Here is a 25646-nt window from a genome sequence, read left to right on the forward strand (position 1 = left end):
CGCGCGAGGAAGTGACGTCAGGCGACCCGGGTGGGCGGCACCGCCCGGCGCCGTCGAGCCATGACCGTGGTCAGGACGACGCCTGCCACGACGAGAACGACGCCCGCCACGAGCCACGGCCAGGGGCTCAGCTCCTCGGTGTCAGCGACGCACGGTCCGCCCGCGTGCGCGGTGCACGTGTCGCCCGGGCCGTGGCGGTTGAGCCACGCGACGACGAGCGGCAGGGCCCCGGCGCCGCTCAGCGCCAGGAACGCCAGGTGGCCGGGTGCGCGGCGGCTACCGCCGAGCGCCGCGACGACCAGGAGCGCAGCCGCCAGCGCCGCGAGCCCGACGGTCGCAGCAGAAGGGCCCACGATCGCGACCACCGCGGCAGCGACGGCGGTCAAGCCCGCCAGTGCCCACCGCGGGCCGACGGTCGGCAGCAGCGCGGCCACGACGAGCGCCGCGGGGACCGTCGCGAGCCCGACGACGGAGATCGCGAACCCGAAGCCCGCTCCGGCGACGAGCCACAGCGCGCCCGCGAGCCAGGCGTCGCCGCGACCGACCGTGACGGCGGTCATGACGGCTCGAGGAGCGTCGCGACGGCCCGGGCGCGGTCGAAGAGGCGGTCGGTGGTCGCGCGGCCGTCGCCCACCCCCGCGAGCAGCTCGAGCCCGAGCAGCGTGGCGACGACGACGTGCGCGGCGTCGTCCACGGGCAGCACCCCGGCGAGCGGGACGAGCTCGAAGACCCGCGCGACGGCGTCCTGCGCGAGCCCGCGCCACGGCTCGAGCCGAGCCTCGACCTCGACGTCGAGCCCGGGTACCGACGCCGCCGCGACGAGCAGCTCCGTGAGGACGGCGACGTGCCCGGCCTCGAGGTCCTCGGCCAGCACCCGCTCGGCCGCGTCGACGAGCTCGCGCAGCGTCCGCGCCCCGGCGAGCGTCGCCTGGTAGGCGGCGAGCCGGCGCTCGCTGACGTCGTCGAGCGCGGCCAGCAGCAGGCCCGTCACGGAGTCGAAGTGGTAGAAGACGAGCGCCTGGTTGCAGCCCGCTCGGCGCGCGATCTCCCGCGCGCTCGCCCCGGCGTAGCCGACCTCGCGCAGCGCGTCGGTGGCGGCGTCCAGCAGGGCGCGGCGGGTCGCCGCGGTCCTCGGGTCGGACGGCGTCATGGGGTCTCCCGGTGGCGGTTGGCAGAGATTTCAAGCGGTCGCTCAAAAGTTTGCTCCGCTACCGTGGAAGCCGCACCTCGACCTGCTTCCCAGGAGGACCCCCATGCGCGCTGCCGTCATCCACGGACCCCGGGACGTCCGGGTCGAGGACCGCCCGGACCCGAAGATCCTCACGCCTGGCGACGCCGTCGTCCGTGTGGTCGCCGCCTGCGTCTGCGGATCGGACCTGTGGCCCTACCGCGGCATCCGCGAGACCAAGGCGCCCCACCCGATCGGCCACGAGCTCGTGGGCGTCGTCGAGGAGGTCGGGGCCGACGTCACCGTCGCCGCGCCCGGGGACTTCGTCATCGCGCCCTTCTCGCTCTCCGACGGCACCTGCCAGTCGTGCCGCGCGGGGTTCACCTCCGCGTGCGACCACGTGACCATGTTCGGCGGCGCCGACCGCGACGGGCTTCCCGTCGACGGCGCGCAGGGCGAGTACGTCCGCCTGCCGCTCGCGGAGGGCTCGCTCGTCCGCGTCCCCGGCCCCGTCGACGACGCCCTCGTCCCCGACCTCCTCACGCTCTCCGACGTCATGTCGACCGGGCACCACGCGGCCGTCAGCGCCGGCGTCGGGCCGGGCTCGACCGTCGTCGTCGTGGGCGACGGCGCGGTCGGGCTCAGCGGCGTCCTCGCCGCCGCGCGCCTCGGCGCCGAGCGCGTCGTCGCGATGAGCCGCCACGCCGACCGTGCCGAGCTCGCGCGCGAGTTCGGCGCCACCGACGTCGTCGCCGAACGGGGCGACGAGGGCGTCGCGGCCGTCCGCGACCTGCTCGGCGGCGACCTGGCCGACAGCGCCCTCGAGTGCGTCGGCACGAAGGAGTCCATGCGCCAGGCCCTCGGCTCGGTGCACGGCGGCGGTCGCGTGGGGTTCGTGGGGGTGCCCGCCGGTGGGTCCGAGCTGCCCATCGGCTACCTGTTCTCCCGGAACCTCACCGTCGGCGGCGGCATGGCGCCGGCCCGCGCGTACATCCCCGAGCTGCTGCCCGACGTCCTCTCCCGCACCATCGAGCCCGGGCGCGTGTTCGACCTCGAGCTGGGGCTCGAGGATGTCGGCGAGGCGTACGCGGCGATGGACGAGCGCCGGGCGATCAAGGTGCTCCTGCGCCCGTAGCGTCGCCGAGTGACGGGGGAGGTCGCGGGTCGGCGGTCCGATCCCCACTGGCGGGTGAGCTTCCCGCTGAGTCGGCGTCAGGGGCGGTCGGCGAGGGTGTGTGCGCGACGGCGCGCGTCGTCCAGGTCGCCGCCAGGACGAGCGCGGACGCGCCCAGCACGCACAGGAGGAACTGCCCGACGACGGCGACGTTCGCGAGCGCGGTGGCGCCGAGGACCGGGAGCATCAGCATGAGGGCTCCGACGGTCGCGACGCCGACGGCGACCAGGAGCGGGACGAGGGTCTCGTCGAGGCGGGCGCGGTCGAGGGTCCGCTCGTCGGTCCCCGCGAGGCTCAGCGCGCGGTACTCGGAGCGCTGGTCGATCACGCGGCCCGCCTGCAGGACGCCGGTCGAGACGGCCGCGAGGACCCCCGCGATCGCGAGCGTGAGGAAGCCCCCGGTCTTGAGGTCCGTCATGAGCAGACGGTCGGCCGGGGGCTGGTCGGTCGGGTCCACGAGGGCGAAGACGCTGGTCAGCCCAGCCACGAAGGTCGCCAGCGCGACGCCGCCGACCGAGCGCCACGCCGTCTTCGGGGAGTCCATGATGCGGCGTCCCGCGAGGAGGGCGGGGACGCGGGTCGCGCGGGCCGCCGTCGCACGACCCGCGAGGGACATCGCGAACGGTCCGACGACGTTGAGCGTCGCGAAGCCGCCCACGAGCACCGTCGTCAGGACCGCGATCACGACCGCCTCGGACGCCCACGACGTGTTCATCGTGACCACCATCGCCACACCTGCGAGCAGGAACGGGAGGATGCGCGTCCACCGCAGCCCCGGCGGCGTGACGCGGGCCGCGACGCCCAGGGGAGTGATCGCGACCCGGCGCAAGGACACGAGCGCCGATGCCAGCGCGACCAGCACGACCCCGGCCACCGCCCCGAGGACCACCCACGGACCCACCCACAGCTCGCCGAGGTCGAAGGTGCGGCCCTGGAACCGGAGCTGCGCCACGAGCGGGATCAGCGCGACGTACCCGCCGACCCCGATCACCGCCCCCACCAGGGCCTGCGCGGCGGCGTCGAGCGCCGTCAGCAGCGTGACCTGGCCCGTCGTCGCGCCCGCGAGCCGCAGGGAGGCGAGCCGGGCGTCGCGTCGGGCCGCAGCGAGCCTGGCTGCCGCGCCCCCCAGCGTCACGAGCGGGACGAGGAGCAGCAGCGACGCGATCCCCGCGTAGAGCGGGTACTGGGTCGTGTACGGGGTGGTGTCCGCGTCGAGGCCCTCGGCGACGCCCGCCGACCCGCCCGCCCGCGCGACGAACGCCATGAACCCGCCGACCACCACGAGCAGGATCGCCGTCGTCGTCGCGAAGGCCACGACCGCGAGGGTCGTCGTCAGGGCCTCGGCGCCACCGCGGTGAGCCGCCTCCCGCTCCCGTGCCCGACGACGCAGCAGCCACCACAGCGCGGCCGTGGCACGCAGGCGGGTCACCGGTCGGCCTCGGTGGCGTCCGCCGCGGGCGCGACGAACTCGCGGACGACGCGGCCGTCGCGCATCGCGAGCGTCCGCCCGCAGTGCCGTGCGACCCCGGGGTCGTGCGTGACCACGACGAGCGCCGCGCCCGACGCCTTCGCCGCCGACGTCAGCACCGCGAGCACGTCGGCGCCCGTCGTCTGGTCGAGGGCGCCCGTCGGCTCGTCCGCGAACACGACGCCCGGCGAGCCCACGAGCGCCCGCGCGATCGCGACCCGCTGCGCCTGGCCACCCGAGAGCTCGCCCGGTCGTCGCTGCTCGAGACCCGCCAGCCCCAGGTGGGCGAGCCACCCGGCGGCGACACGCGTCGCCTCGGTGCGCGGGACGCCGTCGAGCATGAGCGGGATCGCCGCGTTCTCCACGGCGGGCAGCTCGGGGAGGAGCTGGCCCGACTGGAAGACGAAGCCGAAGTCCTGCCGGCGCAGCGCCGTCCGACGTGCTTCCGACAACGACGCGAGGTCCTCCCCACGCCACAGCACCGTGCCCGACGTCGGCGTGATGATGCCCGCGAGGCAGTGCAGGAGCGTCGTCTTGCCCGAGCCCGACGGGCCCATGATCGCGACCGACTCGCCCGGAGCGATCGTGAGGTCGACGCCCGCGAGCGCGTGCGTCGTCGCGCCCGCCGTGCCGTACGTCTTGGTGAGACCGGACGCGACGAGCGGGGTGGGCGTCGTCGGACGCTGGCCGACGGGGAGCCCGGGCTGCGTCGTACTCGCCGGGACGGGGGAGAGGATCGGCTGGGTCATGGTTCCACCCTTCCCTCGCGGAAGGGGCGGACGCGTCGGACGGCGGTCGCGACCTGCGGTGGTGTGCGTGCGACTCGGGGTGGACTCGGGCGAGCGGAGGGTCCGCCGTGGGTGTGATGTCGATCTCGGACGGGCCGCCACGGCCGGCCGGGCGGTCATACGGTTTGGGGAAGCGGGGTCGGGCACGGTAGTGTTTCCGTCGGCCCGTTCGAGAGAACTGGGCCGCGCGCCCGTAGCTCAACGGATAGAGCATCTGACTACGGATCAGAAGGTTGGGGGTTCGAATCCCTTCGGGCGCACATACTGGAAGGCCCGGAACCGCAAGGTTCCGGGCCTTCTTCTTTTACTCGGCACTCGCGCACCGGCGGCGGTCGTCCTTCGTCAGCGCAGCGTTCTGATCTGCCGGTTCGTGGCGAACACGGCGCAGAGCACGCTCATCGCGAGCCCGCTGCACACGGTCGCGACCAGGACCGACGACCGGCCGGCGGCCAGGCCGAAGACGAAGACCGTCGCGGGTGTGAGCAGGAGGTCGCCGAGGTTGCTGACCGAGGAGACCCGGCCGAGGTGGCTCGGTGCGATGATCCGCTGGAACGACCCGCTCAGCCAGACGGAGGCCACCCCCGCGGTGAGACCGACCAGTGCCATGCCCGCGACCAGGGCGACGCGACTCGGCAGGCCGACGCTCGCGAGCCCGACGCCTTGGAGCACGAGGACCAGGAACGCTCTGCGCGGCAGGTGGTCGCCCTGCCAGCGGATGCCGGCGACGGAACCCACGATGGCCGCAGCCGCGAACGTGGCCTCCGAGGCGCCCAACCAGCCCGAGCCCCAGTGCGACTGCGAGACCCGTAGTGCGACCCCGAGGGAGAAGACGGGCGTCACGAACACGTTCAGCGCAGCCAGGCCGACCAGGAAGACCCGCGCGACGGCGGTCTGGCGGATGTAGTCCCACCCCGATCGCAACGACGCGCCCACGGACTCCTTCGTGGTGCGGGGGAGCCGGAACCGCGTGCGGACGACCAGGAGCAGCACCATGGCGACGGCGAGGAAGGTCAGGCCGTCGACGAGCATCGAGACGCCGAACCCCCACTGGATGACGACCGCGCCCAGCGGTGCGCCGAGCAGCCGAGCGAGGCGGGAGCCGGTCTGCGACCATCCGCTGACCGTCACCAGGTCGTCGCTGCGGACCAGCTGGCGTGCGAGCGTCGACGCGGCCGGGCTGCTGAGCCCGCTGATCGTCCCGAAGCAGATGGCGACGACGAAGAGCACCGAGGCTGCATGGAGCCCGCTCTGCCACGCGATCGTCGCGACGCCGAGGACGGCCACGCGGGAGAGCTGTCCGGCCATCATCACCCGACGGGTGTCGAAGCGATCCGCGATGACGCCGCCGAGGAGCGTGCACAGCGCCTGCGGCAGCATCTCGATGCCGAGCACCAACCCTGCGGTGCCCGGGGCGAGGAGATGCACGGCGGTCCAGGCCAGTCCGATCGTGAAGACGGTGTCGCCGGTCGTGGACACCAGCGCGGCCAGCACGTACGCCTGCACCATCCGGTCCCGCCGGACGGCCGGCGGTTCCGTCCCGATGAGCCGTGGCTCGGCGGACGTCGTCATGCCGAGCCCGGTTCGCTCGGAAAGACGCGCGCGATCATGCGCACCGGTCGGCGCTCGGCGTCGGGATGCTCCTCGGCGTCGGCGCGCACTTCCGACGTCCATCGCTCGACAAGGGCGGTGATGCGTCCGGCGAGGTCTTCCATCTGTGCCGCGGTCGCAGGCAGGAAGGTGTCGGACGCCAGGCCGTGCCGCCATTCCTGCGGCAGCGTGTCGCGATCGCGCATCCACCGCACCACCGCAGCGGTGAGGTAGTCGAGGTTCGCTCGCTCCGCGGTATCCGCCACCTGTCGGCCGACGCTCCCGTCGGTGTACCGGTCGCTGCTCCACGACAGCCGCCTCGTGACTCCCCGCCACCAGGACTCCCGGGTGTCGCGCGCCAGCTCGGGCGCCGGCACGACGAACCCGGCTCGGTGCAGAGGCTTCAGGTGGTGGCTGATCGAGCCGACCGGGAGGCCGAGCCGGCGCGCAAGGTCCCCGACGGTCGCGGGCCCCTCCTGGGTCAGGGTCTCGAAGATGCGACGCCGTACCGGGTGGTGCAGCGCGATCAGCGCGTCGATCAGGACGGCACCCGAGGGCGCGTCGGGCAGGTCCGCCGGTGGTGCTGAGTCCGTATGCCGCTCCGCGGCCGTTCTGCGTGGCATGAACACCAGCCTGGTCCGCCCGGACGGCACGTACAAGAGGTCTTGTATAACTCGCGGTAGCCGGTCCCGGTGCGAAGGTCTCCGACCTTCCCTAGCCTGGGGCGATGTTGACTCTCGTGATCGTCCTGCTGGTCGTGTGGGCTGTGCTCGCGGTCCTCGGGTTCGCCATCAAGGGGCTCCTGTGGCTCGCGATCATCGGACTCATCCTGTTCCTCGGCACGCTGATCATCAGCTTCGTGCGGCGGTCGGCGCGCAAGAGCAAGAGCTGACGGCGCAGCGCGCGCTCGGGCCTCAGCCGTCGCCGTTGCGCCGCCAGATGTCGGCGCTCAGCGCCGTGGCGAACGTGCACCACACCGCGTAGGGGGCGAGCGCCCACCCGTGCGCCCGGTCGGCGGCGGAGGCGCGGCGAGCCAGGTCGGCCGAGCTCGCGGCGAGTGCCAGCGCCCCGACGGTCGCCACCGACGGTCGTCGGGCACGGAAGAAGAGCACCGTCCAGCCGGCGTTGGCCGCGAGGTTCACGCCGAGCGCGACACCGAACCGGCGCGCAGCGCGCGGGTCGGTCTGCCGCAGCCGCGTCAGCGAGGCGGCCGACGTGACGGCGATGTCGGCGTACAGGGTCGTCCACACGATCGGGAAAGCGAGGCGGGGCGGCTGCCACGGCGGCAGCTCGCGGCGGCGATACCACCGGCTCTCGACGTCGGTCGCGAGGCTTCCGGTGACGGCCGTCGCGAGCGTCGCCGCGCTCGTCGCGGCGAGCGTGGACGGCGAGGAGGAGAAGCGTCGGACGAGGTCGCGGATCGTCATCGTCCCGACGCTAGCGCCGCCGACACCCTAGGCATCCTGGTCCGATCCGCCGCTGCTCGTCCTCGACGGCGGGCGGATCCGCGAGGCGGGCACGCACGACGGGCTCGTCGGCAGCGCGGACCTGTACGCCGAGCTGTTCGCGCTCCAGGCAGAGGCCTATCGCTGAGACTCGGTTCACCGGTCGTCGTCAGTCGGTTCCGGGAGCTGCGGGGCAGCGAAGCCCTCGCCGTGGCGGAGCAGGCTCGCGCGTCGCACGCTCCCGGACCCGAAGCGTTCGGCGACCTGGTCCACGGCGACGTCGAGTCCGTGCGTCTCGCGGCGGCTCCCGTCGACGACGCGCGGTTCGCCCGAACCTGTCCCGGCCACGCCGCGCAGGTCGAGGGGCAGCGCAGGCTGGACGAGGTCGTCGGACGCGAGGTTCGTGAGCGCGACCCCGACGAGCGTGAGCCCGCGCTCCTGCACGAGTCCCGCGACGCCGTCGAGCAGGAGGAGCGCCGCGGCGGCGAGGTCGTCGCCGGAGTCGGTCGCGTGCGGGAACGTGTGCGAGCGGGTCGCGCGCGTGTAGTCGTCGAACCGCAGACGCAGGACGACGGTCCGGGCGATCCGGTGCGCCCCGCGCATCCGCCGGCAGACCCGGTCGACCAGCCCCAGGAGTGCGGCCCGGACGAACCTGTCGCGGTGCGGGCCGCGTCCGAGCGCCCGCTGCGCCCCGATCGAGCCCCGACGACGGCCCGTCTGGACCCGCTCCGGCGTCAGGCCATGCACGACGGCGAACAGGTGCCTCCCGGCGGCGGGCCCGAGCATCGAGCGGAGCGCGACGTCGGGCAGGGCGGCCACGTCGCCGGCGGTGAGAAGCCCGTAGCGCCGCAGCTTCGCTGCCGTCACCGCGCCCACGCCCCACAGCTGCTCGACGCGCAACGGATGGAGGAACGCGTCCTCGTCGTCGGGCTCGACGAGCAGCAGGCCGTCCGGCTTCGCGACCCGGCTCGCGACCTTCGCGAGGAACGGCGTCCGTGCGACGCCGACCGTGATGGCGAGCCCCACCTCGTCGCGGACCAGTGTCCGGAGCCGCGCGCCGATCTCGACCGGCGGGACGTCGATGTGCCGCAGCCCGGCGACGTCGAGGAACGCCTCGTCGATCGACACCCCCTGGACCTCCGGGGTGGTCCGGTGGAACACGTCGAAGACCGCTCGGCTCGCCGCGGTGTAGGCGTCGAAGCGTGGCCGCACGACGATCAGCCCCGGGCACAGGCCGCGCGCCTCGCGCAGCCCCATCGCCGTCCGGACGCCCGCCCGCTTCGCCTCGTAGGAGCAGGCCAGCACGACCCCACCCCCGACGGCGACGGGTCGCCCGCGCAGGCGTGCGTCGTCGCGCTGCTCCACGGACGCGTAGAACGCGTCGAGGTCGGCGTGCAGCACGGCCGCCCGTCGGGATCGATCCATAGAACATATGTTCGAACGTGCGACGGCGTGCCGTCCAGCCCGCCCCGGCCGACGGCGGCCCCACCGAGCCTCGCGGTCGGCCGCCCCGGGGTGCCGCGACGGCGGTGCGCAAGGGTCCCGCGCGATTTCACCCGCTCCCCGACGCGCAGGGTCGCGAGCCGTGCGTATGGATAGGGGAAAGGGTCAGCGGGGGCCGGCCCGACAGGGAGGCACCATGACGCCGTCGGAGAACCAGCGTCGCGCGGCGGAGGCGGACGCGATCCTCGATCTCGTCGCCGCGGTCGAGGCGGTCCGTGCAGGACGCGACTCGGACGTGCGGTTCCTCGTCGGCGGGCGCCTGGACCCGACGTTCCACGACCTCCTCGTCTCGACGGTCGCGCGCGCCGTCGCCACCGCGGGCCGCCCCCTGCCGGTGGAGCTCAGCGCGTTGAGCGCGCACACCTGGGTCGAGGTGCGTCGTCGGGCGCGCGAGCACGCGGGGGAGACGGTGCGGATGCCGGGGGCCTCGTCGTACCTGCCGCGGCACGTGGCGGAGGTCGTGCCCGCCTCGGTCGACCCGGTCCCGGTGCAGGCTCGGAACGCGGAGCTCGTCGAGGCGTTCGGCGCCCTGCTCGACGCGGACGACGCCGTGCACGGCCAGGGCCACTCGGCGCGTGTCCTCGCGACGGCCCGGGACATGGCGCTGCGCGCCGTCCTGCCCGCCTGACGCCGTCGGGTCGGCGTCGCGGGAACGCACACCCGGGTGTGAGACGCTGCCGTGACGGGCGTACCGTCGCGCCCCTCCACCCCGCAGGAAGAGCGCATGACGATCGACGACCGCCCCACCACACCGCCCGCCCCGACCCCCGACGGTGCCTCGACGCCGCCGCGCACCGCCCGTCCGGTCGCGCCGGCGATCGCACGGTCGTGGCTCCTCGTGAACGCGTTGACGGGCGACTACGAGGCGGCGGCGCGCTCGCGGGCCGACCAGGTGGTCCTCGACGTCGAGGACGCCGTCGACCCGACGGCGAAGCCCGAGGCCCGCGAGCGGGTGGCCGCCTGGCTGGCCGAGGGCGAGGGGCACACGTGGGTCCGGATCAACGACCGGTCGACGGCGTTCTGGTCCGACGACGTCGACGCCCTCGCAGGGCTGCCCGGTCTGGCGGGTGTGATGCTCGCGAAGACGGAGGCCGCCCAGGACGTCACCGAGACCTTCGACCGGCTCGGGGGCCGCACGCCGGTGCTCGCGCTCGTCGAGTCGGCGCTCGGGATCGAGGAGGCCGTCCACATCGCGCGGGCCCGCGGGGCGTTCCGCCTGGCGTTCGGGTCGGGCGACTACCGCCGCGACACGGGCACCTCCGCCGACGACCTCGCCATGGCGTACCCGCGGTCGCGCCTCGTCGTCGCGAGCCGGATCGGCTCCCTGCCGGGACCCATCGACGGCCCGACGACGTCCCGCAACCACCCGGTCGTGCGCGAGCAGTCCGGGGTCACGGTGTCGCTGGGGCTCACGGGCAAGCTCGTGCTCGACGTCGACCAGGTCCCCGTCGTCAACGAGGTCATCAGCCCGGCGCCGTCGGACGTCGCGTGGGCGCGCGACTTCCTGGCCGAGTTCGAGGCCCGCGGCCGCGTGATCCGCGACGGCTCGGACCTCCCGCGGCTCGGGCGGGCGCAGAAGATCGACCGGCTCGCCCGCGCGTTCGGGGTCAACCCGAGCTGACGAGCCTGGCCGTCACGCCCGGGCCAGCGCGTCCGACGACGGCGGCTCCGGGCTGTCGAGGCCGGCCTCCGTGTCCTGGGGTGCGTCCTCGAGCCGGTGGTCGGCGTCGAGGCCGGGGTCGCCGTCGTCGCGCGCGTCGAGGTCGGGGACCGCCGCGTCGGCCGTGGGATCGTCGGGCACGAGGTCGCCGGTCACGAGCCCGAGGTCGATGGGGTCGGGCGGGAGCCTGGTGCCGTCGGCGAGGAGACCGTCGTCGGCGGGGACGCCGAGGGGCGGGACGAGGGCCCCCGGGACGCCGGGGAGGAACGGCGGCAGACCCGTCACGGAGATCACCGGCTCACGCGGCGCGGGCGCGACCCCCTCGCCCGGCAGCACGGACGACGGTGCGTCGAGCGCCCGCTGGATCGCCTCGACGAGCGTCGACGGCTTCGAGATCGTGCCGTCGACCGTGGTGCCGAACCGCCGCTGCAGCGCCCGGATGGTGGCGCCGTCGAGCTGTCCGTCGACCGTGACGCGAAGCCAGCGCTGCATCGCCTCGACCAGTGCCGAGCCGCCGGTGCCGACGCGCAGGGACGGGACGTTCGCGTTGGCGCGCAGCCGGACCTGGCCGGTGATGACGCCGTCGGCCGGGGTGCCGAACCGGCGCTGGAGCGCCGTCGTCGTGAGCGAGCCCCAGACCCCGGTCACCGGGATCTGGCGGTGCGGCGCGCCCGTGTGGACGCGGACGCCGTTGAGGTCCTCGGTCCAGCCGAGGTAGGGGCCCCGGAAGACGTCGGCGAGGTGCTCGACGCTCGACCACAGGCTGATCGCCGCCCCGTTCGTGGACACGACCTTGCCGTTGCCGAGGGCGACCGCGACGTGGCGGTAGGGCGACGGCGTCCGGAAGAACACGGGCACGACGGCGCCGCGCGGCGGGGCGATCGTGTGCCGGTGGGTCGCGTGGTCCCAGGCGGAGATCGCGGACGGGTAGCGCGCGCCGACTCCGAACACGGTGCGCGTGAGCTGGAGGCACAGACCGGGCGCGGGCATGCGCCCGCCGACGCGCCCGAGCGCGAAGGTCTGTGCCGCGAGGCCGGTGCGGACCATGGGTAACACCCTCTCTCCGACGAGGGGCGGCGTCACCCCCTCGGACGGAAGGAGGCCCGTGGCCCCCGGTCGCGTACACGACCGGGGGCCACGGGCCCGGCAGGTCGGGGCCTGCCGTCAGGTCACCGGTAGGAGACGGTGAGCCGCTGGTGCACCGACTGCTTCGGCGCGGTCACCGTGAGCGTCCGGGTGTCCCGGTCCCACGTCCAGGAGTCGGCCGAGACCCGCTGGCCGTTCACGCGCACCAGCTTCGGGGCCGTGGCGTTCGTGAACGCCACGGTCCACGTGCGCTTCTTCACCTGGCCGGCGAACGAGCCGCGGACCGGGTCGACCGTGACCTTGTGGCTCGCGCTCCGGTAGGTGATCGGCGTCGTCGCGCTCTTCGACGTGTCGGTCGTGGTGCCGTCGTCCTCGTAGAGCGCGTTCTTCGAGGACGCGCCCTCCGCGACCGTGACCGTGACGTCGGTCAACGGGTTCTGGACGTCGCCCGTGACGTCGTGCGTCCGGGTGGTGACGATCCCGCCCGACCGGACGAACACCGGCATGGTGTCGAGGCCCGTGGTGACCTGCGCCGTCGTGCCGCCGCGGTACGTCTTGCCGGTGAACCAGTCGGTCCAGGAGGACCCGGCCGGGAACCAGACCGACGTCGTCGCCGTCGTGCCCGACGTGGTGACCGGGGCGACGAGGACGTCCGACCCGTACAGGTACTCGCTGTCGGTCTGCGCGTACGCCTCCTGCTGGTCGGGGTACTGCAGGTACAGCGGCCGGACGATCGGCAGGCCGGTCTTCGTGGCCTGCTGGGCCAGCGTGTAGGTATACGGCACGAGGTTCTCACGCAGGTTGAGGAACTTCTCCGCCGACGCCTTCGCGTCCGTCCCGTACTGCCACGGCAGCCGGTCGCTGTGGTTGGAGTGCAGCCGGTCGATCGGCTGGAACGCGCCGAGCTGGACCCAGCGGGCGTACAGGTCGTCGGCGAGCTTGGTGCTCCCGGCCTCGCTGCCCGGCGACTGCTGGCCGCCCGTGTGCCCACCGATGTCGTGGCTGATGGACACCAGGCCGGTCGCCGCCGACTCACCGCCCGTGTACCCGACCTCGTACTTGAGCGTCGCCCAGTCGGAGATCGTGTCGCCCGTGAAGTGCAGCGTCGTGCGCTTGTCGGCCCACGGGCCGGTCGCCGTGGTCGCCACGTTGCCGTAGCCGCCCGACGAGAGCGACCCGTACGCACGGGAGAACGCGAACCCGCGGCCCACCGTCTTGTCCGTGGCGTCCGCGTACTGCAGGTTGATCCACGCGTCCGGGGTCACGCCGGCGAGCGACGAGTAGGACGCGTCGCAGCACCAGTCGAGCCACCACAGGTCGTTCCCGTCGGCGCCCATGGCGTCGTGCAGGTCCATGTACGCCTTGAGCTGGTCGGGGTCGCCCCAGTCGAACACGCCGTTCTTGATCTTGCCCTTCGCGGTGGCCTGCGCCTGGGCGTAGTGCGGGTCGCTGCTGTCGATGCTCGGGTGGATGTTGAGGGCCGTGTGCAGTCCCTCGGAGTGCGCCCAGTCGAAGAAGCCCTTGGGGTCGGGGAACTTGCTGGCGTCGATCTCCCAGCCGTTCCACGTGCCCGGGCTCTTGAAGTCGGTGTCGACGACGAGCGAGTCGAGCGGCACGCCCTCGGAGCGGAACTTCGGCAGGATCGTGTCCTCGAAGTCGGCGGCCGTCCGGTCGTAGTACTCGGAGTACCAGACCCCGTACGCCCAGCGGGGCAGCAGCTCCGACGGCCCGGTGAGGGTCGCGAGGTCCTCGAGACCCTGCTGGTAGTCCTGCCCGTACGCGAAGACGTAGCCGTCCTGGTACGGCTTCCCGTCGTGGTCGGAGCGCTGGGTCACCTTCTGCGTCGTCGGGTCGTAGGCCGCCGACGCCGTGTCGTCGAGCAGCGACCACCCGTCCTGGTAGAGCAGGCCGGGGTTCGTCAGGGCCGACCCGTCGACCCCGTCCATGCTCCGGCGGTACCCGCCCAGGGCTGCGTGGGGGGCGAGGAGCGGGGTGCGCGTCGTCGTGACGGCGACCGTGTCGACGTTGACGTTGCAGGTGGTGTCGTCGGTGCACGCCAGACGGACGTCGTTCGTGCCCTTGTCGAGGTGCACGGGCACCCGGACGGTGCGCCACGTGTCCCAGCTGCTCGTCGCCGGGAGCGTGGCCTTCGCCGTGCCGGCGTCCGTCGCGACGGCCAGGGTGCGCGTCTGGACCGCGGCGGAGGCGGCCTGCCAGTTCGAGTACCGGAGCTGCAGCGTGTAGTCGCCCGCCCGCGGCACGTCCTTCACGGTGAGGGTGTCGGTCGCGCCCGGCTTCTCGATGCCGGCGGTGAACCCGTCGCCCGCGTAGCCGTTGTGGTCGTGCGCGACCTTCGCGCCCCCGGTCAGGGCGCCCGTCTCGGCCTGGCACACCTCGCCGTAGGTGCACGGTACGACGGCGGCCGCGCCCCCGGGTGCGGGGTAGTCCGCGCCCGGCGTCACGACGGCCAGGCTGTCGAGGTTGATGTTGCCGGAGTCGCTCGCGGTGCGTTCCACGGTGACGGTGTGCTCGCCGGCGGCGAGGTTCAGCGACGCGGTCGCGACCTTCCAGGTGTCCCAGCTCCCCGTGGCGGGAAGCTGCACGACCTGCGGGTCGCCGTCGTCCACGCGCACGCTGAGCGTGCGGGTCTCGTTCTTGCCGTCGCCGCCCTGCGCGTTCGCGTACCGCAGGTCGAGGTCGTGGGCGCCGGCCTTGTCGGCGTCGACGCGGAAGCTGACCGCGTTGCCCGTGCCCTGGAAGCCGGCGACGAAGCCGTCGCCCGTCGAGCCGGTGTGGTCGTTCGCGGTGCTGAGCCCGTCGAGCTTGAGGCCCTCGGCCTCGCAGAGCGTGCCGACGTCGCACAGCGGCGCCGCGGTGGACGGCCACGGCGACGCGGTCACGGCCTGCTTCCCGGCGCGCAGCGCCAGGGTGAGGTTGTCGGGCGTGAACGGGCCGGACCCGACCTTGTAGCGGAGCGTCGCCTCGCTCGTCCGGATCGTCAGCCAGCCGTGGCTGACCTTCGAGGTGAACCGGGTCCTCGCGAAGTCGTCCCGTCCGACGGCGTTGAACGTGCCCGCGTCGAGGAAGTGGGCGTCGCCCGCGTACTCGGTGCGGATCAGGGTGGGGGAGAGCACCTCGAACCGGGCGTTCCCGGAGACGACGGCGGAGCGCGAGGCGCCGTCGTCGTGCCCGTGGTGGGACGAGGCGAGGGAGGGTGCGGCGCCGACCGCCGTGCCGGTCGCGAGCGCTGCGACGGCGACCAGGCCGAGGACGGATCGTCGCGCTCGGTGCCGGCCGGCGAGGCCGTCGGGGTGTGGACGCAGTTCCATGCAGACTCCTTCGTCGTGGTGGATCGTGCTGGGTGGTGCGACGGGCTTCGACTGTCGCTTCGATGCGACGTTCGGGTCCGCAGGGAGCAGTTCCTGGGACGTTAGTGAGTTCAGAACGTGAAGTCAACGGTGTCAGCCAGCGTTGTCATTCGCCGAGTGTGACGCCGGGCTCGCCGAGTGTGACGCCGGGCTCGCCGAGTGTGACGCCCGCGTTCGCCGAGTGTGACGCCCGCGTTCGCCGAGTGTGACGTGCCGGCGAGGACTTCCTCGATTCACCAGCGCCGAGCGTCACCCTCGACGTCTGCGACGTCACAGTCGGCGGACGGGGCGTCACACTCGGCGGACGGAGCGTCACACTCGGCGGGCGGAGCGTCACACTCGGCGGGACACGAACGCCGCCCGCCCCGGAGGGCGGACGGCGTTCAGCGCGGCTGCGGCCGGTCGAGCACGGTCAGGGGCGGCCGCCCCCGCTGAACCCACCCGGGAAACCGCCGGAACCCCCGCCCGGGACCTGACCCGTGCCGCCCTGGTTGCCACCCAGCCCGCTGAGCCCGTTGGAACTCGAGTCGTCCGAGCCGCTCGTGACGTCCTTGCTGAGGTCCGCGAGGACGATCGTCTCGCCCTTCTTCAGACCTGACGTGATCTGCGTGAGGGCGCTGCCGACGGCGCCGACCTCGACCGCGACCGAGGTCGCCTTGCCGTCCTTGAGCACCTGCACGGTGTGCTTGGTCCCCGAGACCGTGACGGCCGACGTCGGCACGACGGTCGCGTCCTTCGCGGCGGCCACCGCGATCTCGAGCTGCGCGGACGAGCCGTCGTACAGCTTCTTCGTCGCGTCGTCCAGCGTGATCGACACCGTGTACGACGGCGTCGACGTCTCCGACTGGTTGACGACCCCGATGCTGCTCACGGTGCCGCCGAGCTTCTTGCTCGCGCCGACGACGCTCACGTCCGCCGTCTGGCCCGTCTTCAGCAGCGACACCTTGGTCAGGGGGACCGTCGCGTCCACGACGTACCCGTCCTTGCCCACGACGGTCACCACCGCGCTCGACGACGACGCCGACACGTCGTCGCCCTTCGCGAGCGCGACCTGGGCGACCGTCCCGGAGATCCGGCTCGTGAGCTGGTAGCGCGCCCGAGCGTCCTTGGCGATCGTGACCTTCGACGACGCGAGGTCGATCTCGGCCTGGTCGGCGAGGATCTGCTCGGCGGTGATCGTCTTGGTCGCCGACGATCCCTGCGTCCCGGAGCCCGAGCCTCCCGAGCCCGAGCCCGCGGAACCGCTGCCCGTGCCCGTCCCGGACCCGAGGCCGTTCCCCGAACCGGTCGAGCCGGAGCCCGAACCCGTCGAGCCGGACCCGGCCGACCCGGAACCCGCGGCGCTCCCCGAGCCCGACGGCATGCCGGACCCGGAGCCCGTCGAGCCGGAACCGGACGGCGTACCCGAGCCCGACCCCTGCGAGCCCGACCCCTTCGAGCCGGAGCCCGTCGAGCCGGAGCCGGACGGCGTACCCGAGCCCGATCCGGTCGAGCCGGAGCCCGTCGAACCCGAGCCCGTCGAACCCGAGCCCGACCCGGTCGAGGTCGAGCCCGACGCTGCGACGGCCTTCTGCAGCGCGGCGACCGCGTCGTCGAGGTCGGTCGCGAGCGTGAGGAGCTTCTGCTGCGCGTCGTCGACGGTCTGCTGGTCGGTGAGCACGCTCTTGACGGCGTCCTGGCAGTCCGCGAGCGCGGCGGCGAGGTCGTCGTCCGACGACGAGCCGGTGCTCGACGACGGCGTGCTGCTGGGCGTCGACGTCGAGCCGTCCGAGCTGGTCGAGCCGGAGCCCGACGTCGTCGTGCCCGCGAGGAAGGTGGCGCACGTGGTGTCCGAGGAGGTGATGCCGTCGGAGCTCGCGGCGAGGGCCTTCTTCACGGTGTCGTACTGGGCGAGCAGGGCGTCCTGCGCCGCCTGGACCTTCTTCTTGGCCGCGGCGACGTCGTCGGTGCTGCCGGACGTCCCGGTCGCGGCCGGCGTCGTGCTCGCGACCGTCGTCACGTACGCGACCGTGCTCGCCACGGCGGTCCCGGACGGCGCCGTGTACGCGGCGCCCTCCGCCGACGTGCTCGACGACGAGCTCGAGCTCGTCTGCGCGTCGAGGTCGTCCGCGAGCTGTTGCTTCGCGGTGGTGAGGGTGTCCTCGGCGTCGTCGACGGCGTCGTCCAGGTCGGACGTGTCGAGGGTCGCGAGGACCTGGCCCGCCTTGACGGTGTCGCCCACCGCGACCTTGACCGAGCCGACGGTGCCGGCCACGGAGAACGCGGCGTCGTCACGCGACGCGGACGCCACCGTGCCGGTCGTGGAGATCGTCTGGTCGACGGTCCCCGTCGTGACGGTGGTCGTCCGGTAGTGGGTGTCGTCTCCCCGCGTGAATGCGTAGGCGCCCCCGGCGACGGCGACCAGCGCGATCGTGGTGACGCCCCCGACGACGAGGCGACGACGGCGTGCGCGGCGCCGCTTCGAGCGTGCGTTGCCGGAGCGCGCGTGCCCGGGGGAGGAGGGCTCGAGCTCGTGGGGCGGGATCGGCTGGACCTCAGGCATCGTTGCCGCCCTGCGTGCTGCCCTGACCGCCCTCGCCGCCCTGACCGCCCTGGCCGCGCTCGCCGCCCCGGAACCCGCCGAACCCGCTCGAGCAGCCGTCGTCGCCCTTGGTGGTGAGCGCGATGGTCGTGGCCTTCACGGTCCCCTTGGAGTCGGTCTCGCCCTGCGCGGTGAGGCAGAGGCCGACCTTGATGGCGGAGGTCTTCGCGGTCTTCGTGACCGTGTAGGTCGTGGACGAGCCGACGGTGACCTGGCGGTCCGTCGTCGTCGCGTCCTGACCGAAACCTGTCTGCTCGACGGTGAAGCCGTCGCTCGACACGGACTTCACCTTGCCGGTCGCGAACCCGCCGAAGCCGCCGCTACGACCGGCGCCGCCCGTCGGCGTCCCGGACGGCATCCCGGACGGCATCCCCGAGGGCAGGTCGGTGGGCATGCCCTGCGGCTGCTCGCCGGTCCCGCCGGTCGGGGCGCCCGACGGCCGGGTGCCGCCGCCGAACCCGCCGCGCGAGCCCGTCGTGCAGTCGCCCGACGTGGACTGGACGACGACGGTCGCCGCCGTGATCGGGTCGGACGACGACGTGGCGTCGCCCTGGGACCCGGACCCGCTGCTCGACGAGGTCACGAGCACGCACGAGCCGGCCTTGACGTTCGCGAGCGTGCCCGCGACCTGCTGGGTGACCTTCGTGGACGACGTCCACGAGACGGCTGTCTGCGCGTCGCTCGACTGGACCTGCGCCGTCGTGCCGGAGACCGCGGCGACCTCGCCGGACGTGCCCGGCCGCTGCCCGGAGCCCTGACCGCCGCCGCCCTGGCCGGACTGCGGACCACCCTCGCCCTGCTGGCCCTGGCCCTCGCCCTGGGCCGCTCCGGCCTGCGTGGTGCTGTCCGAGCCCGACCCGGACGAGCACGCGGCGAGAGACAGGGCGACGGCCGCGACCACACCGGTCGCGGCGAGCACGAGGGAGGGGCGGGAGGTGGTGCGGACGGGTGACATGGCAGCTCCTGGGTGGACGGAGGAGGAAAGGTGGGGTGCACGGTGGGGGCGGGTCATCACTCGCTCCTCAGGGCGTCGATGGGCGCGAGACGCGCCGCGCGGACGGCGGGGTAGACGCCGAACACGAGCCCGATGCCGACGGCGATGACGATCGAGCCGACGACGGCCGTGGGGGACACGACGATCGACGAGTCGAGGACCCCCGGCAGGAGCTTCGCCGCGGCGATGCCCAGCGCGGCGCCGACGAGCCCGCCCCCGAGCCCGAGGACCGACGCCTCGGTGAGGAACTGGCGCCGGATCGCGACGGGCGGCGCGCCGAGGGCCTTGCGCAGGCCGATCTCGCGGGTCCGCTCGGTGACGGACACGAGCATGATGTTCATGACCCCGATCCCGCCGACGAGCAGCGACAGCGCCGCGATGCCCGTGAGCAGCACGGTGAGCGTGCGGTAGACCGAGGTCGCGGTCGAGACGAGCGCGTCCTGGCTGCTGACCGTGAAGTCCGCGTCGTCGGCGTCCGTGATGCCGTGCAGGTTGAGCAGGAGGTTCTGCGTCTCCTGGTAGGCGGCGGAGATCTCGTCGGTGCCGACGGCCTTGACGTAGATGGTCGACACGGCGGTGCGGCTCGTGCCGCCGACGATCGTGTTCTGCATCGTGCTCATGGGCACGACGGCGGTGTCGTCGAGGTTGTCGGACGAGCTGGACCCGGCCGACTCGAGGACCCCGACGACCGTGAACGTGACGTCGTTGATCGTGAGCGTCCGCCCGACGGCGCGCGGGCTGCCGAACAGCTCGGTCGCGGTCTCGGAGCCCAGGACGATGTTCGTCGTGCGGTCGGTCTCGTCGGCGGCCGTGAGGAAGCGGCCCTGGGCGACGGTCCGGGACCGGACGTCGAGCCACGACGGCGTCGTGCCGACCACGGTGCTCGTCCAGTTGGTGTCGCCGTTCACGAGTGACTCCGAGGACGACTTCTCGGCGGCGACCGCCTCGACGTCGGGTGCGGCCGTCTTCGCGGTGAGGGCGGCGGCGTCCGACGTGGTGAGCGTGGTCGACGACCCGAAGCCGCCGCGGATGCCCGCGGACGACGTCGTCGAGCCGGGCGACACGATCAGCAGGTTGGAGCCGAGCGAGCTGATCTGCGCGCTCACGTCCTTCTGCGTGCCCAGCCCGAGCCCCACCGTGAGGATGACCGCGGCGATCCCGATCAGGATCCCGAGCACGGTCAGCAGGGAACGCATCGAGTGCGCGCGGATCGCGTGCCAGCCGGTCGCGAGGGTCTCGCCCCAGCTCATCGGATCTCCTGGGTGTCGTCGTCGTGCGAGGTGGGGTGGTGCAGGTAGCCGCGGTCGTCGTGCAGCGACGACGCCGGGCCGTCGCCCTGGATGAGGCCGTCGCGCACGCGCACGACCCGGCGGGCGCGCTCGGCGACCTCGGGCTCGTGGGTGATGAGCACGATGGTGCGGCCCTGGGCGTGCAGCTCGTCGAAGAGCGCGAGCACGTCCTCGGTCGAGCGGGTGTCGAGGTTGCCGGTGGGCTCGTCCGCGAGGATGAGCGCCGGCTCGCCGACGAGCGCGCGGGCGACCGCGACGCGCTGCTGCTGCCCGCCCGAGAGCTCTCCGGGGCGGTTGTCGAGCCGGTCGCCCAGCCCGACGCGCTCGAGGGCGAGGGCCGCGCGCTCGTGCCGCTCGTGCCGCGGCACCCCGCGGTACATGAGCGGGAGCTCGACGTTGCGCCACGCGGCCAGCGACGGCAGCAGGTGGAACTGCTGGAAGACGAAGCCGATCTCCTCGTTGCGGATCTGCGCGAGCTCGACCTCGTCGAGCTCGCCGACGTCGTGCCCGGCGAGCCGGTACGAGCCGGACGTGAGCACGTCGAGGCAGCCCAGGACGTTCATGAGCGTCGACTTGCCGGAGCCCGACGGGCCCATGATCGCGACGTACTCGCCGCGCTCGATCCGCACGTCGACGCCGCGGAGCGCCTCGAACGTGATGGAGCCGGTGGTGTAGGTCTTGCGGCCCGCGCGGAGGTCGATGACCGGGGGCGTCGCCGACGCCGCCCACGCCGCCGGGCCCGCGAGCGTCGCGGTCACTGGCCGCCTCCCCGCTGCCCGCCGCCGAAGCCTGCCGGCGGGCCGTCCTGGCCGCCGCCGCCCTGGTTGCCGCCTCCGTACCCGCCGTAGCCGCGGCCTCCGCCCTCGCCGCCGCCGAAGCCCGGGAGCTCGCCGTTCTGCTGGTTGGTGCCGTTCCGGTTCGACGTGCTGCCCGGGGTGAAGACCGTCTGCGTGTACTGGATCTTCTGGCCCTCGGTGAGGCCCTTCGTGATCTCGACGTTCTGACCGCTCGTCTCGCCGACGGTCACGGTGGTCTTCGTGGTCTTGCCGTCGTCGCCGACGACCTCGACGGTCGAGGTGCCGTCGGTCGTCGTGATCGCGGCGGACGGTACGGACAGCACGTCGCTGCGCCGTTCGTAGACGATCTTCGCGGTCACGGAGACGCCGTCGTGCAGGCCCTTCGGGGAGCCCGTGACCTTGACGGTGACCGGGTAGGTGACGGAGCCGGAGCTCGTCGAGGGGAGCAGCCCGACGGAAGAGACGGTGCCGAAGACGGTGTCGGACAGGTCGTCGCCCGTGAGCTCGACCTGGTCGCCCTTCGCGACGTTCTCGACGTCGTCCTCGCCGACGCTGACCGCGACCTCCCACGAGCTCGTCCCGACGATCGTGAACGCAGCCGTCGAGGACGTGGAGCTGCTGCTCGAGCTCGACGACCCGGAGCCGCCGCCCATCCCGCCCGAGCTGCTCGAGCCGCCCGTCGAGCCTGAGCCGCTCGACGAGCCGCTCGCGGAGCTGCCCGAGCTGCCGGTGACGGCGTCGCCCTTCGCGACGTTCACCGCGGTGACGAGGCCGGCCGCGGGGGCCTTGAGGGTCGCGGCGTCCATGGCGTCCTCGGCGTCGTCCTCGGCCGCCTGCGCGACCTTGACCGCCGCCTCCTTGGCGTCGACCTGCTGCTCGGCGGCGTCGGTGCCGTCGTTCGCGTCCTCGGCGGACGCCAGGTCGGCCTTCGCCGTCGCGAGGTCGGCCTTCGCGGACAGCAGGTCGGCCTTGAGCTGGAGGGTGTCGATGGTGGCGAGCACGTCGCCCTTCTTCACCGTGTCGCCCTCCGCGACCTTGACCGAGGTGACGGTGCCGGACGCCCCGAAGCTCACGTCGTCGTCGACGGTCGGCGTGAGGGTGCCGGTCGCGGAGACCGACTTCTCGAACGTGGACGTGCCCACGGTCGCCGTCTGGGTGACCTGCTTGATACTCGGGGATGCGGACGCGTCGTCGGCGGGACGCAGGACGAGCCAGCACACGATGCCGGCGGCGACCAGGATCGCGGCGACGATCCCGACGGTGAGCGCCCGGCCCCGTGGCCGGGCCCAGACGCGATGGATGACGGCTCCCATGATCTCCCTCGGGCGGTCGAACCTGCCGGGAGCGGTCGTCCCGGGCGGACTGACCGTAGAGAAGCGCTCTGGAGCACCACTGTCGCGTACCTGTCTGCCACCTGTGCGAGCGACGCCGCCCCGCGAGGCAGTCGTCCGCGCGGCCTGCTTCGCGGCGGTCGCTCGCATATGCCTGGAGCGCCGGGCTTCGTCCAGGATGCGTAGGTGCGGAGCGCGTGTGAAGGTCTCTCAGGTCGCCGCACAATGCGGCGGTGTGGAGAGGAGGGCCTTCGTGCCTCTGTGGTTGATCATCCTGATCGTCGGTGTCGTGCTCGTGATCCTCGGGTTCCCCCTGGGTCACCTGCTGTTGTGGATCGGGATCATCGTCCTGGTCGTGGCGATCATCCTGGGCTTCGTCGGACGAGGCCGTAGCCGTACCTGACGGCCCTGCACACGCACGACGGCGCCCCCTCCACCCGCACGCGGGTCGAGGGGGCGCCGTCGTGCCCCGGGAGGCCGGAGGTCAGCCGGCTGCGACCGCGCCCTCGGCCGGCAGCGCGTCCTTCTTGGCGTTGATGAGGAAGACGGCGACCAGCAGGCCGACGGCGAAGAGCATCGCGCCCCAGAAGTAACCGGTGTGGTACCCGTACACGCTGGCGGTGTGCTGGACCGCGAGGTCCTTCGGGTTGCTGCCGCCCGTGACGAGATCGGTCAGCTTCGACGAGGCCGCCGAGATCGACAGCGTGCTCAGCAGCGCGAGCCCGAGCGAGCCGCCCACCTGCTGCGCGGTGTTGAGCAGCGCGGAGGCGACCCCGGCGTCGTGCGGCTGGACGCCGACGAGCGCGGTCGACGACGCCGGGATGAAGACCATCGCCATGCCCAGGCTCATCACGATCATCGCGGGCAGGGCCGTGCTGACGTACGACGCGTCGGGGCTCGTCCGGATCAGCAGCAGCATGCCCGTGGTCGCGAGCGCGAGGCCCACGATCATGAGCGGGCGCGGCCCGAACCGGGGCAGGAGCCGCGACACGATGCCCGCCATGACGATGATGCCGAGGCTGAACGGCAGCAGCGCGAGACCCGACTTGAGCGGCGACCAGGCCAGGACCTGCTGCAGGAACAGGCTGAGGAAGAAGAACATCGCGAACAGCCCGGCGCCCACCAGCAGGAAGATCAGGTAGGAGCCGCCGCGGTTGCGGTCGAGAGCGACGCGCATCGGCAGGAGCGGGTTCGCCACGCGGGTCTCGACGACCACGAACGCGACGAGCGCCACGACCGCGACCGCGAGGAGCGTGAGCACGAGCGAGTCGGTCCAGCCGACGGTCGTGACGGTGCCGTTCGCGGCGACCTTCTGCTTCGACGCCTCGGTGAACGCGTACACGAGGGTCGCGAGCCCGATGATCGAGAGGAGGGCCCCCGGGATGTCGAACTTCGTGTCCCCGTGCGCCTTGGACTCCGGCACGATCCGGAGGGCGAACAGCACGGCGATGATCGCGACCGGCACGTTCACGAAGAGGCACCAGCGCCAGTCGAGCGAGTCCGTGAGGACGCCGCCCGCGATGAGGCCGACGGCCGAGCCGCCTCCGGCGATCGCACCGAACACGCCGAACGCCTTGGCGCGCTCGTGCGACTCGGTGAACATCACGGTGATGAGGGCGAGCGCGGCGGGGGCCAGCAGGGCGCCGAACGCACCCTGGATCGCCCGGGCGCCGATGAGCATGCCCTCGTTCTGCGCGGCGCCGCCCAGCGCGGACGCTGCGGCGAAGCCGAGGAGGCCGACGATGAAGATCCGCTTGCGGCCGGCGTAGTCGGCGACGCGCCCGCCGAGGAGCAGCAGGCCGCCGAACGCGAGCGTGTAGGCCGTGACGACCCACTGGAGGTCGGACGCGGGGATCGCGAGGTCCTTCGCCGCGGACGGGAGGGCCACGTTCATGATCGAGGTGTCGAGGATGATCACGAGCTGGGCGACCGCGATCACGGCGAGCGCGGCCCAGCGGCGCGGATAGTTCGACAGCTCGGTGGGCGCCGCCCCGGTGTCGGGTGCGACGTGCTCGACGGCGGCCTCCTTGGTCGCCGTCGGGGCGGGCTCCTCCAGGGAGCTCACCGATGGGTGCTCGGACACACGTCCTCCAGGGACTCGTCGTCGGGTGGGTAGCCGGCCGGGGCCGTCGGTAAGGGGCGGCGGAGAAGCGGCGAGGTTCCAGCACAGCAGCCGCTCAGGCGCACGTCAACAGGAAATGGAAACTGCCTCCGTTTGCTGGGAGCGAAATGTTTTGGCAGGTCAACGGTCTACGCGGACAGGGCTGTCGCACCGCCGACCTGCGCCGGCCTCTCCTTCGAGAGACGGATCGCCCGGGCGAGACGTGACACGGGCGGGCGGGTGAGTTCGCCCGCCGACGACGGACGCCGCGGTGCCCGGTCGGGCACCGCGGCGTCCGCGGTCGTCAGGAGGAGGGGGTCAGCGCGAGGCGAACCGGTCCGTGGCCTCGATGAGCTGGTGCAGCGTCCCCGGCTCGTCGAACGCGTGCCCCGCGTCGGGCACGATCACGAGCTCGGAACCCGGCCACGCCTGGTGGAGCTCCCACGCCGTGATCGGCGGGCAGACGACGTCGTAGCGGCCCTGGACGATCACCCCCGGGATGTCGCGCAGCGCCGATGCCTCGTCGAGGAGCTGCCCCTCGCGGAAGAAGCCGTGGTGGACGAAGTAGTGGTTCTCGATCCGCGCGAACGCCGTCGCGTGCGCGGCCTGCGCGGCCTCCTCGATGCGCTCCGGGTTCTCGAACAGCGACGACGTCGACGACTCCCACGTCGTCCACGCCTTGCCCGCGGGCACGTGGACCGTCGGGTCCGGGTCGAAGAGCAGCCCGTGGTACGCGGCGATCCGGTCGCCCGGCGCGACACCCGGGACCTGCTCGAGGAAGTCGGCGTACCGCTCGGGGAAGAGCTGGCCGGCCGCGCCCTCGTAGTACCAGTCGAGCTCGCGGCGCTGCAGCGTGAAGATGCCGCGCAGCACGAGCGCGGTGACGCGCTCCGGGTAGGTCTCGGCGTACGCGAGCGCGAGGGTCGAACCCCACGAGCCGCCCAGCACCAGCCACTGCTCGATGCCCAGGTGCTCGCGCAGCACCTCGAGGTCCTCGACGAGGTACCAGGTCGTGTTCGTGGCGAGGTCGGCGTCCGGCTCGCTCGCGTGCGGGATGCTGCGGCCGCAGCCGCGCTGGTCCACGAGGACGATCCGGTACTTCGCGGGGTCGAACAGCCGCCGGTGGGCCGGGGTCGTGCCGCCGCCCGGGCCGCCGTGCAGGAACACGGCCGGCTTGCCGTCCGGGTTGCCCGACGTCTCCCAGTAGATCTGCTGTCCGTCGCCGACGTCGAGCATGCCGCTCGCGTACGGCTCGAGCTCCGGGTAGAGGCCGCGGAGGTCGTCGAGCGGGGTCGCGTCGCTCACG

The 25646-nt window shown here is 73.2% G+C and carries 22 protein-coding genes and 1 tRNA gene; 6 read left to right on the plus strand and 17 right to left on the minus strand.

Annotation, left to right across the window (positions count from 1 at the left end; translation table 11 throughout):
- Window positions 1–17: 17 nt before the first annotated feature.
- Entirely contained in the window at window positions 18–560 is a 543-nt protein-coding gene (locus tag KDY119_RS01230; RefSeq protein WP_153021823.1) for a hypothetical protein, read from the minus strand.
- Window positions 557–1150 (minus strand): TetR/AcrR family transcriptional regulator, encoded by a 594-nt coding sequence (locus tag KDY119_RS01235; RefSeq protein ID WP_153021824.1) that lies wholly within the window; start codon window positions 1148–1150, stop codon window positions 557–559. The genes KDY119_RS01230 and KDY119_RS01235 overlap by 4 nt, the downstream gene beginning before the upstream one ends.
- Before the next feature lie 103 nt (window positions 1151–1253).
- Between KDY119_RS01235 and KDY119_RS01240 the strand changes: the two genes are divergently transcribed.
- A complete protein-coding gene (locus KDY119_RS01240; protein WP_036954361.1) occupies window positions 1254–2303 on the plus strand; it encodes a zinc-binding dehydrogenase in 1050 nt (349 codons plus the stop codon).
- Here KDY119_RS01240 and KDY119_RS01245 read toward each other — a convergent pair.
- Window positions 2281–3771: an FtsX-like permease family protein gene (locus tag KDY119_RS01245; protein WP_153021825.1), complete on the minus strand. Its 1491-nt coding sequence runs from the start codon at window positions 3769–3771 to the stop codon at window positions 2281–2283. The two genes, KDY119_RS01240 and KDY119_RS01245, sit on opposite strands and share 23 nt — an antisense overlap.
- A complete protein-coding gene (locus KDY119_RS01250; RefSeq protein WP_036954363.1) occupies window positions 3768–4559 on the minus strand; it encodes an ABC transporter ATP-binding protein in 792 nt (263 codons plus the stop codon). The genes KDY119_RS01245 and KDY119_RS01250 overlap by 4 nt, the downstream gene beginning before the upstream one ends.
- A gap of 226 nt (window positions 4560–4785) precedes the next feature.
- Between KDY119_RS01250 and KDY119_RS01255 the strand changes: the two genes are divergently transcribed.
- Window positions 4786–4858 (plus strand) — tRNA-Arg (locus KDY119_RS01255).
- Between the two features lie 82 nt (window positions 4859–4940).
- On the opposite strand, the gene KDY119_RS01260 is transcribed toward KDY119_RS01255, so the two are convergent.
- Window positions 4941–6167 (minus strand): MFS transporter, encoded by a 1227-nt coding sequence (locus KDY119_RS01260; RefSeq protein WP_036954366.1) that lies wholly within the window; start codon window positions 6165–6167, stop codon window positions 4941–4943.
- Entirely contained in the window at window positions 6164–6808 is a 645-nt protein-coding gene (locus KDY119_RS01265) for an ArsR/SmtB family transcription factor (protein ID WP_148284309.1), read from the minus strand. The genes KDY119_RS01260 and KDY119_RS01265 overlap by 4 nt, the downstream gene beginning before the upstream one ends.
- 104 nt (window positions 6809–6912) lie before the next feature.
- Here KDY119_RS01265 and KDY119_RS18785 point away from each other — a divergent pair, with 104 nt between their 5' ends.
- Window positions 6913–7077, plus strand: coding sequence for a hypothetical protein (locus tag KDY119_RS18785; RefSeq protein WP_036954368.1), 165 nt, complete (start codon window positions 6913–6915; stop codon window positions 7075–7077).
- Window positions 7078–7099: 22 nt separating this feature from the next.
- On the opposite strand, the gene KDY119_RS01270 is transcribed toward KDY119_RS18785, so the two are convergent.
- Window positions 7100–7612 (minus strand): TspO/MBR family protein, encoded by a 513-nt coding sequence (locus KDY119_RS01270; protein ID WP_051136895.1) that lies wholly within the window; start codon window positions 7610–7612, stop codon window positions 7100–7102.
- A gap of 174 nt (window positions 7613–7786) precedes the next feature.
- Window positions 7787–9055 carry a DNA polymerase IV gene (gene dinB / locus KDY119_RS01275; RefSeq protein ID WP_036954371.1) on the minus strand — a complete coding sequence of 423 codons (1269 nt, stop codon included), beginning with the start codon at window positions 9053–9055 and terminating at the stop codon, window positions 7787–7789.
- 214 nt (window positions 9056–9269) lie between these two features.
- Between dinB and KDY119_RS01280 the strand changes: the two genes are divergently transcribed.
- Together KDY119_RS01280 and KDY119_RS01285 are read left to right on the plus strand one after the other, a co-directional pair.
- Entirely contained in the window at window positions 9270–9761 is a 492-nt protein-coding gene (locus KDY119_RS01280; RefSeq protein ID WP_036954373.1) for a hypothetical protein, read from the plus strand.
- Between the two features lie 96 nt (window positions 9762–9857).
- The gene (locus tag KDY119_RS01285) at window positions 9858–10754 is read left to right on the plus strand and encodes an HpcH/HpaI aldolase/citrate lyase family protein (RefSeq protein ID WP_051136896.1); all 897 of its coding nucleotides are present in this window, start codon (window positions 9858–9860) and stop codon (window positions 10752–10754) included.
- Window positions 10755–10766: 12 nt separating this feature from the next.
- On the opposite strand, the gene KDY119_RS01290 is transcribed toward KDY119_RS01285, so the two are convergent.
- The 7 genes from KDY119_RS01290 to KDY119_RS01320 form a co-directional block, all read right to left on the minus strand.
- Entirely contained in the window at window positions 10767–11840 is a 1074-nt protein-coding gene (locus KDY119_RS01290; protein ID WP_051136897.1) for a C40 family peptidase, read from the minus strand.
- A 122-nt stretch (window positions 11841–11962) separates the two neighbouring features.
- Complete coding sequence (locus KDY119_RS01295) at window positions 11963–15208, minus strand: TIM-barrel domain-containing protein (RefSeq protein ID WP_153021826.1); 3246 nt, start codon at window positions 15206–15208, stop codon at window positions 11963–11965.
- A 451-nt stretch (window positions 15209–15659) separates the two neighbouring features.
- A complete protein-coding gene (locus KDY119_RS01300; RefSeq protein ID WP_051136898.1) occupies window positions 15660–17789 on the minus strand; it encodes an HlyD family efflux transporter periplasmic adaptor subunit in 2130 nt (709 codons plus the stop codon).
- Window positions 17782–18783 (minus strand): hypothetical protein, encoded by a 1002-nt coding sequence (locus KDY119_RS01305; RefSeq protein ID WP_051136899.1) that lies wholly within the window; start codon window positions 18781–18783, stop codon window positions 17782–17784. Before KDY119_RS01305 ends, KDY119_RS01300 begins: the two co-directional genes overlap by 8 nt.
- A gap of 56 nt (window positions 18784–18839) precedes the next feature.
- Window positions 18840–20072 carry an ABC transporter permease gene (locus KDY119_RS01310; protein WP_036954376.1) on the minus strand — a complete coding sequence of 411 codons (1233 nt, stop codon included), beginning with the start codon at window positions 20070–20072 and terminating at the stop codon, window positions 18840–18842.
- Window positions 20069–20869 carry an ABC transporter ATP-binding protein gene (locus KDY119_RS01315; RefSeq protein ID WP_153021827.1) on the minus strand — a complete coding sequence of 267 codons (801 nt, stop codon included), beginning with the start codon at window positions 20867–20869 and terminating at the stop codon, window positions 20069–20071. The genes KDY119_RS01310 and KDY119_RS01315 overlap by 4 nt, the downstream gene beginning before the upstream one ends.
- Window positions 20866–22221: an efflux RND transporter periplasmic adaptor subunit gene (locus KDY119_RS01320; protein WP_153021828.1), complete on the minus strand. Its 1356-nt coding sequence runs from the start codon at window positions 22219–22221 to the stop codon at window positions 20866–20868. Before KDY119_RS01320 ends, KDY119_RS01315 begins: the two co-directional genes overlap by 4 nt.
- 271 nt (window positions 22222–22492) lie before the next feature.
- On the opposite strand from KDY119_RS01320, the gene KDY119_RS01325 reads away from it, so the two are divergent.
- Window positions 22493–22642, plus strand: coding sequence for a hypothetical protein (locus KDY119_RS01325; protein WP_153021829.1), 150 nt, complete (start codon window positions 22493–22495; stop codon window positions 22640–22642).
- A gap of 81 nt (window positions 22643–22723) precedes the next feature.
- Here KDY119_RS01325 and KDY119_RS01330 read toward each other — a convergent pair whose 3' ends face one another.
- Both KDY119_RS01330 and pip read right to left on the minus strand, forming a co-directional pair.
- A complete protein-coding gene (locus tag KDY119_RS01330) occupies window positions 22724–24304 on the minus strand; it encodes an MFS transporter (protein ID WP_227994463.1) in 1581 nt (526 codons plus the stop codon).
- 354 nt (window positions 24305–24658) lie between these two features.
- Complete coding sequence (gene pip, locus KDY119_RS01335) at window positions 24659–25645, minus strand: prolyl aminopeptidase (RefSeq protein WP_036954838.1); 987 nt, start codon at window positions 25643–25645, stop codon at window positions 24659–24661.
- Window position 25646: the final 1 nt, after the last annotated feature.

Origin of the sequence: Luteimicrobium xylanilyticum (assembly GCF_009429125.1) — a bacterium.
Classification (GTDB): domain Bacteria; phylum Actinomycetota; class Actinomycetes; order Actinomycetales; family Cellulomonadaceae; genus Luteimicrobium; species Luteimicrobium xylanilyticum.

Bases quoted from the DNA above. Each gene is read 5' to 3' on its own strand.
- KDY119_RS01230 (WP_153021823.1), bottom strand. From the start codon at position 560: ATGACCGCCGTCACGGTCGGTCGCGGCGACGCCTGGCTCGCGGGCGCG.
- KDY119_RS01235 (WP_153021824.1), bottom strand. From the start codon at position 1,150: ATGACGCCGTCCGACCCGAGGACCGCGGCGACCCGCCGCGCCCTGCTG.
- KDY119_RS01240 (WP_036954361.1), top strand. From the start codon at position 1,254: ATGCGCGCTGCCGTCATCCACGGACCCCGGGACGTCCGGGTCGAGGAC.
- KDY119_RS01250 (WP_036954363.1), bottom strand. From the start codon at position 4,559: ATGACCCAGCCGATCCTCTCCCCCGTCCCGGCGAGTACGACGCAGCCC.
- KDY119_RS01260 (WP_036954366.1), bottom strand. From the start codon at position 6,167: ATGACGACGTCCGCCGAGCCACGGCTCATCGGGACGGAACCGCCGGCC.
- KDY119_RS01265 (WP_148284309.1), bottom strand. From the start codon at position 6,808: ATGCCACGCAGAACGGCCGCGGAGCGGCATACGGACTCAGCACCACCG.
- KDY119_RS18785 (WP_036954368.1), top strand. From the start codon at position 6,913: ATGTTGACTCTCGTGATCGTCCTGCTGGTCGTGTGGGCTGTGCTCGCG.
- KDY119_RS01270 (WP_051136895.1), bottom strand. From the start codon at position 7,612: ATGACGATCCGCGACCTCGTCCGACGCTTCTCCTCCTCGCCGTCCACG.
- dinB (WP_036954371.1), bottom strand. From the start codon at position 9,055: ATGGATCGATCCCGACGGGCGGCCGTGCTGCACGCCGACCTCGACGCG.
- KDY119_RS01280 (WP_036954373.1), top strand. From the start codon at position 9,270: ATGACGCCGTCGGAGAACCAGCGTCGCGCGGCGGAGGCGGACGCGATC.
- KDY119_RS01285 (WP_051136896.1), top strand. From the start codon at position 9,858: ATGACGATCGACGACCGCCCCACCACACCGCCCGCCCCGACCCCCGAC.
- KDY119_RS01290 (WP_051136897.1), bottom strand. From the start codon at position 11,840: ATGGTCCGCACCGGCCTCGCGGCACAGACCTTCGCGCTCGGGCGCGTC.
- KDY119_RS01295 (WP_153021826.1), bottom strand. From the start codon at position 15,208: ATGGAACTGCGTCCACACCCCGACGGCCTCGCCGGCCGGCACCGAGCG.
- KDY119_RS01300 (WP_051136898.1), bottom strand. From the start codon at position 17,789: ATGCCTGAGGTCCAGCCGATCCCGCCCCACGAGCTCGAGCCCTCCTCC.
- KDY119_RS01305 (WP_051136899.1), bottom strand. From the start codon at position 18,783: ATGTCACCCGTCCGCACCACCTCCCGCCCCTCCCTCGTGCTCGCCGCG.
- KDY119_RS01310 (WP_036954376.1), bottom strand. From the start codon at position 20,072: ATGAGCTGGGGCGAGACCCTCGCGACCGGCTGGCACGCGATCCGCGCG.
- KDY119_RS01320 (WP_153021828.1), bottom strand. From the start codon at position 22,221: ATGGGAGCCGTCATCCATCGCGTCTGGGCCCGGCCACGGGGCCGGGCG.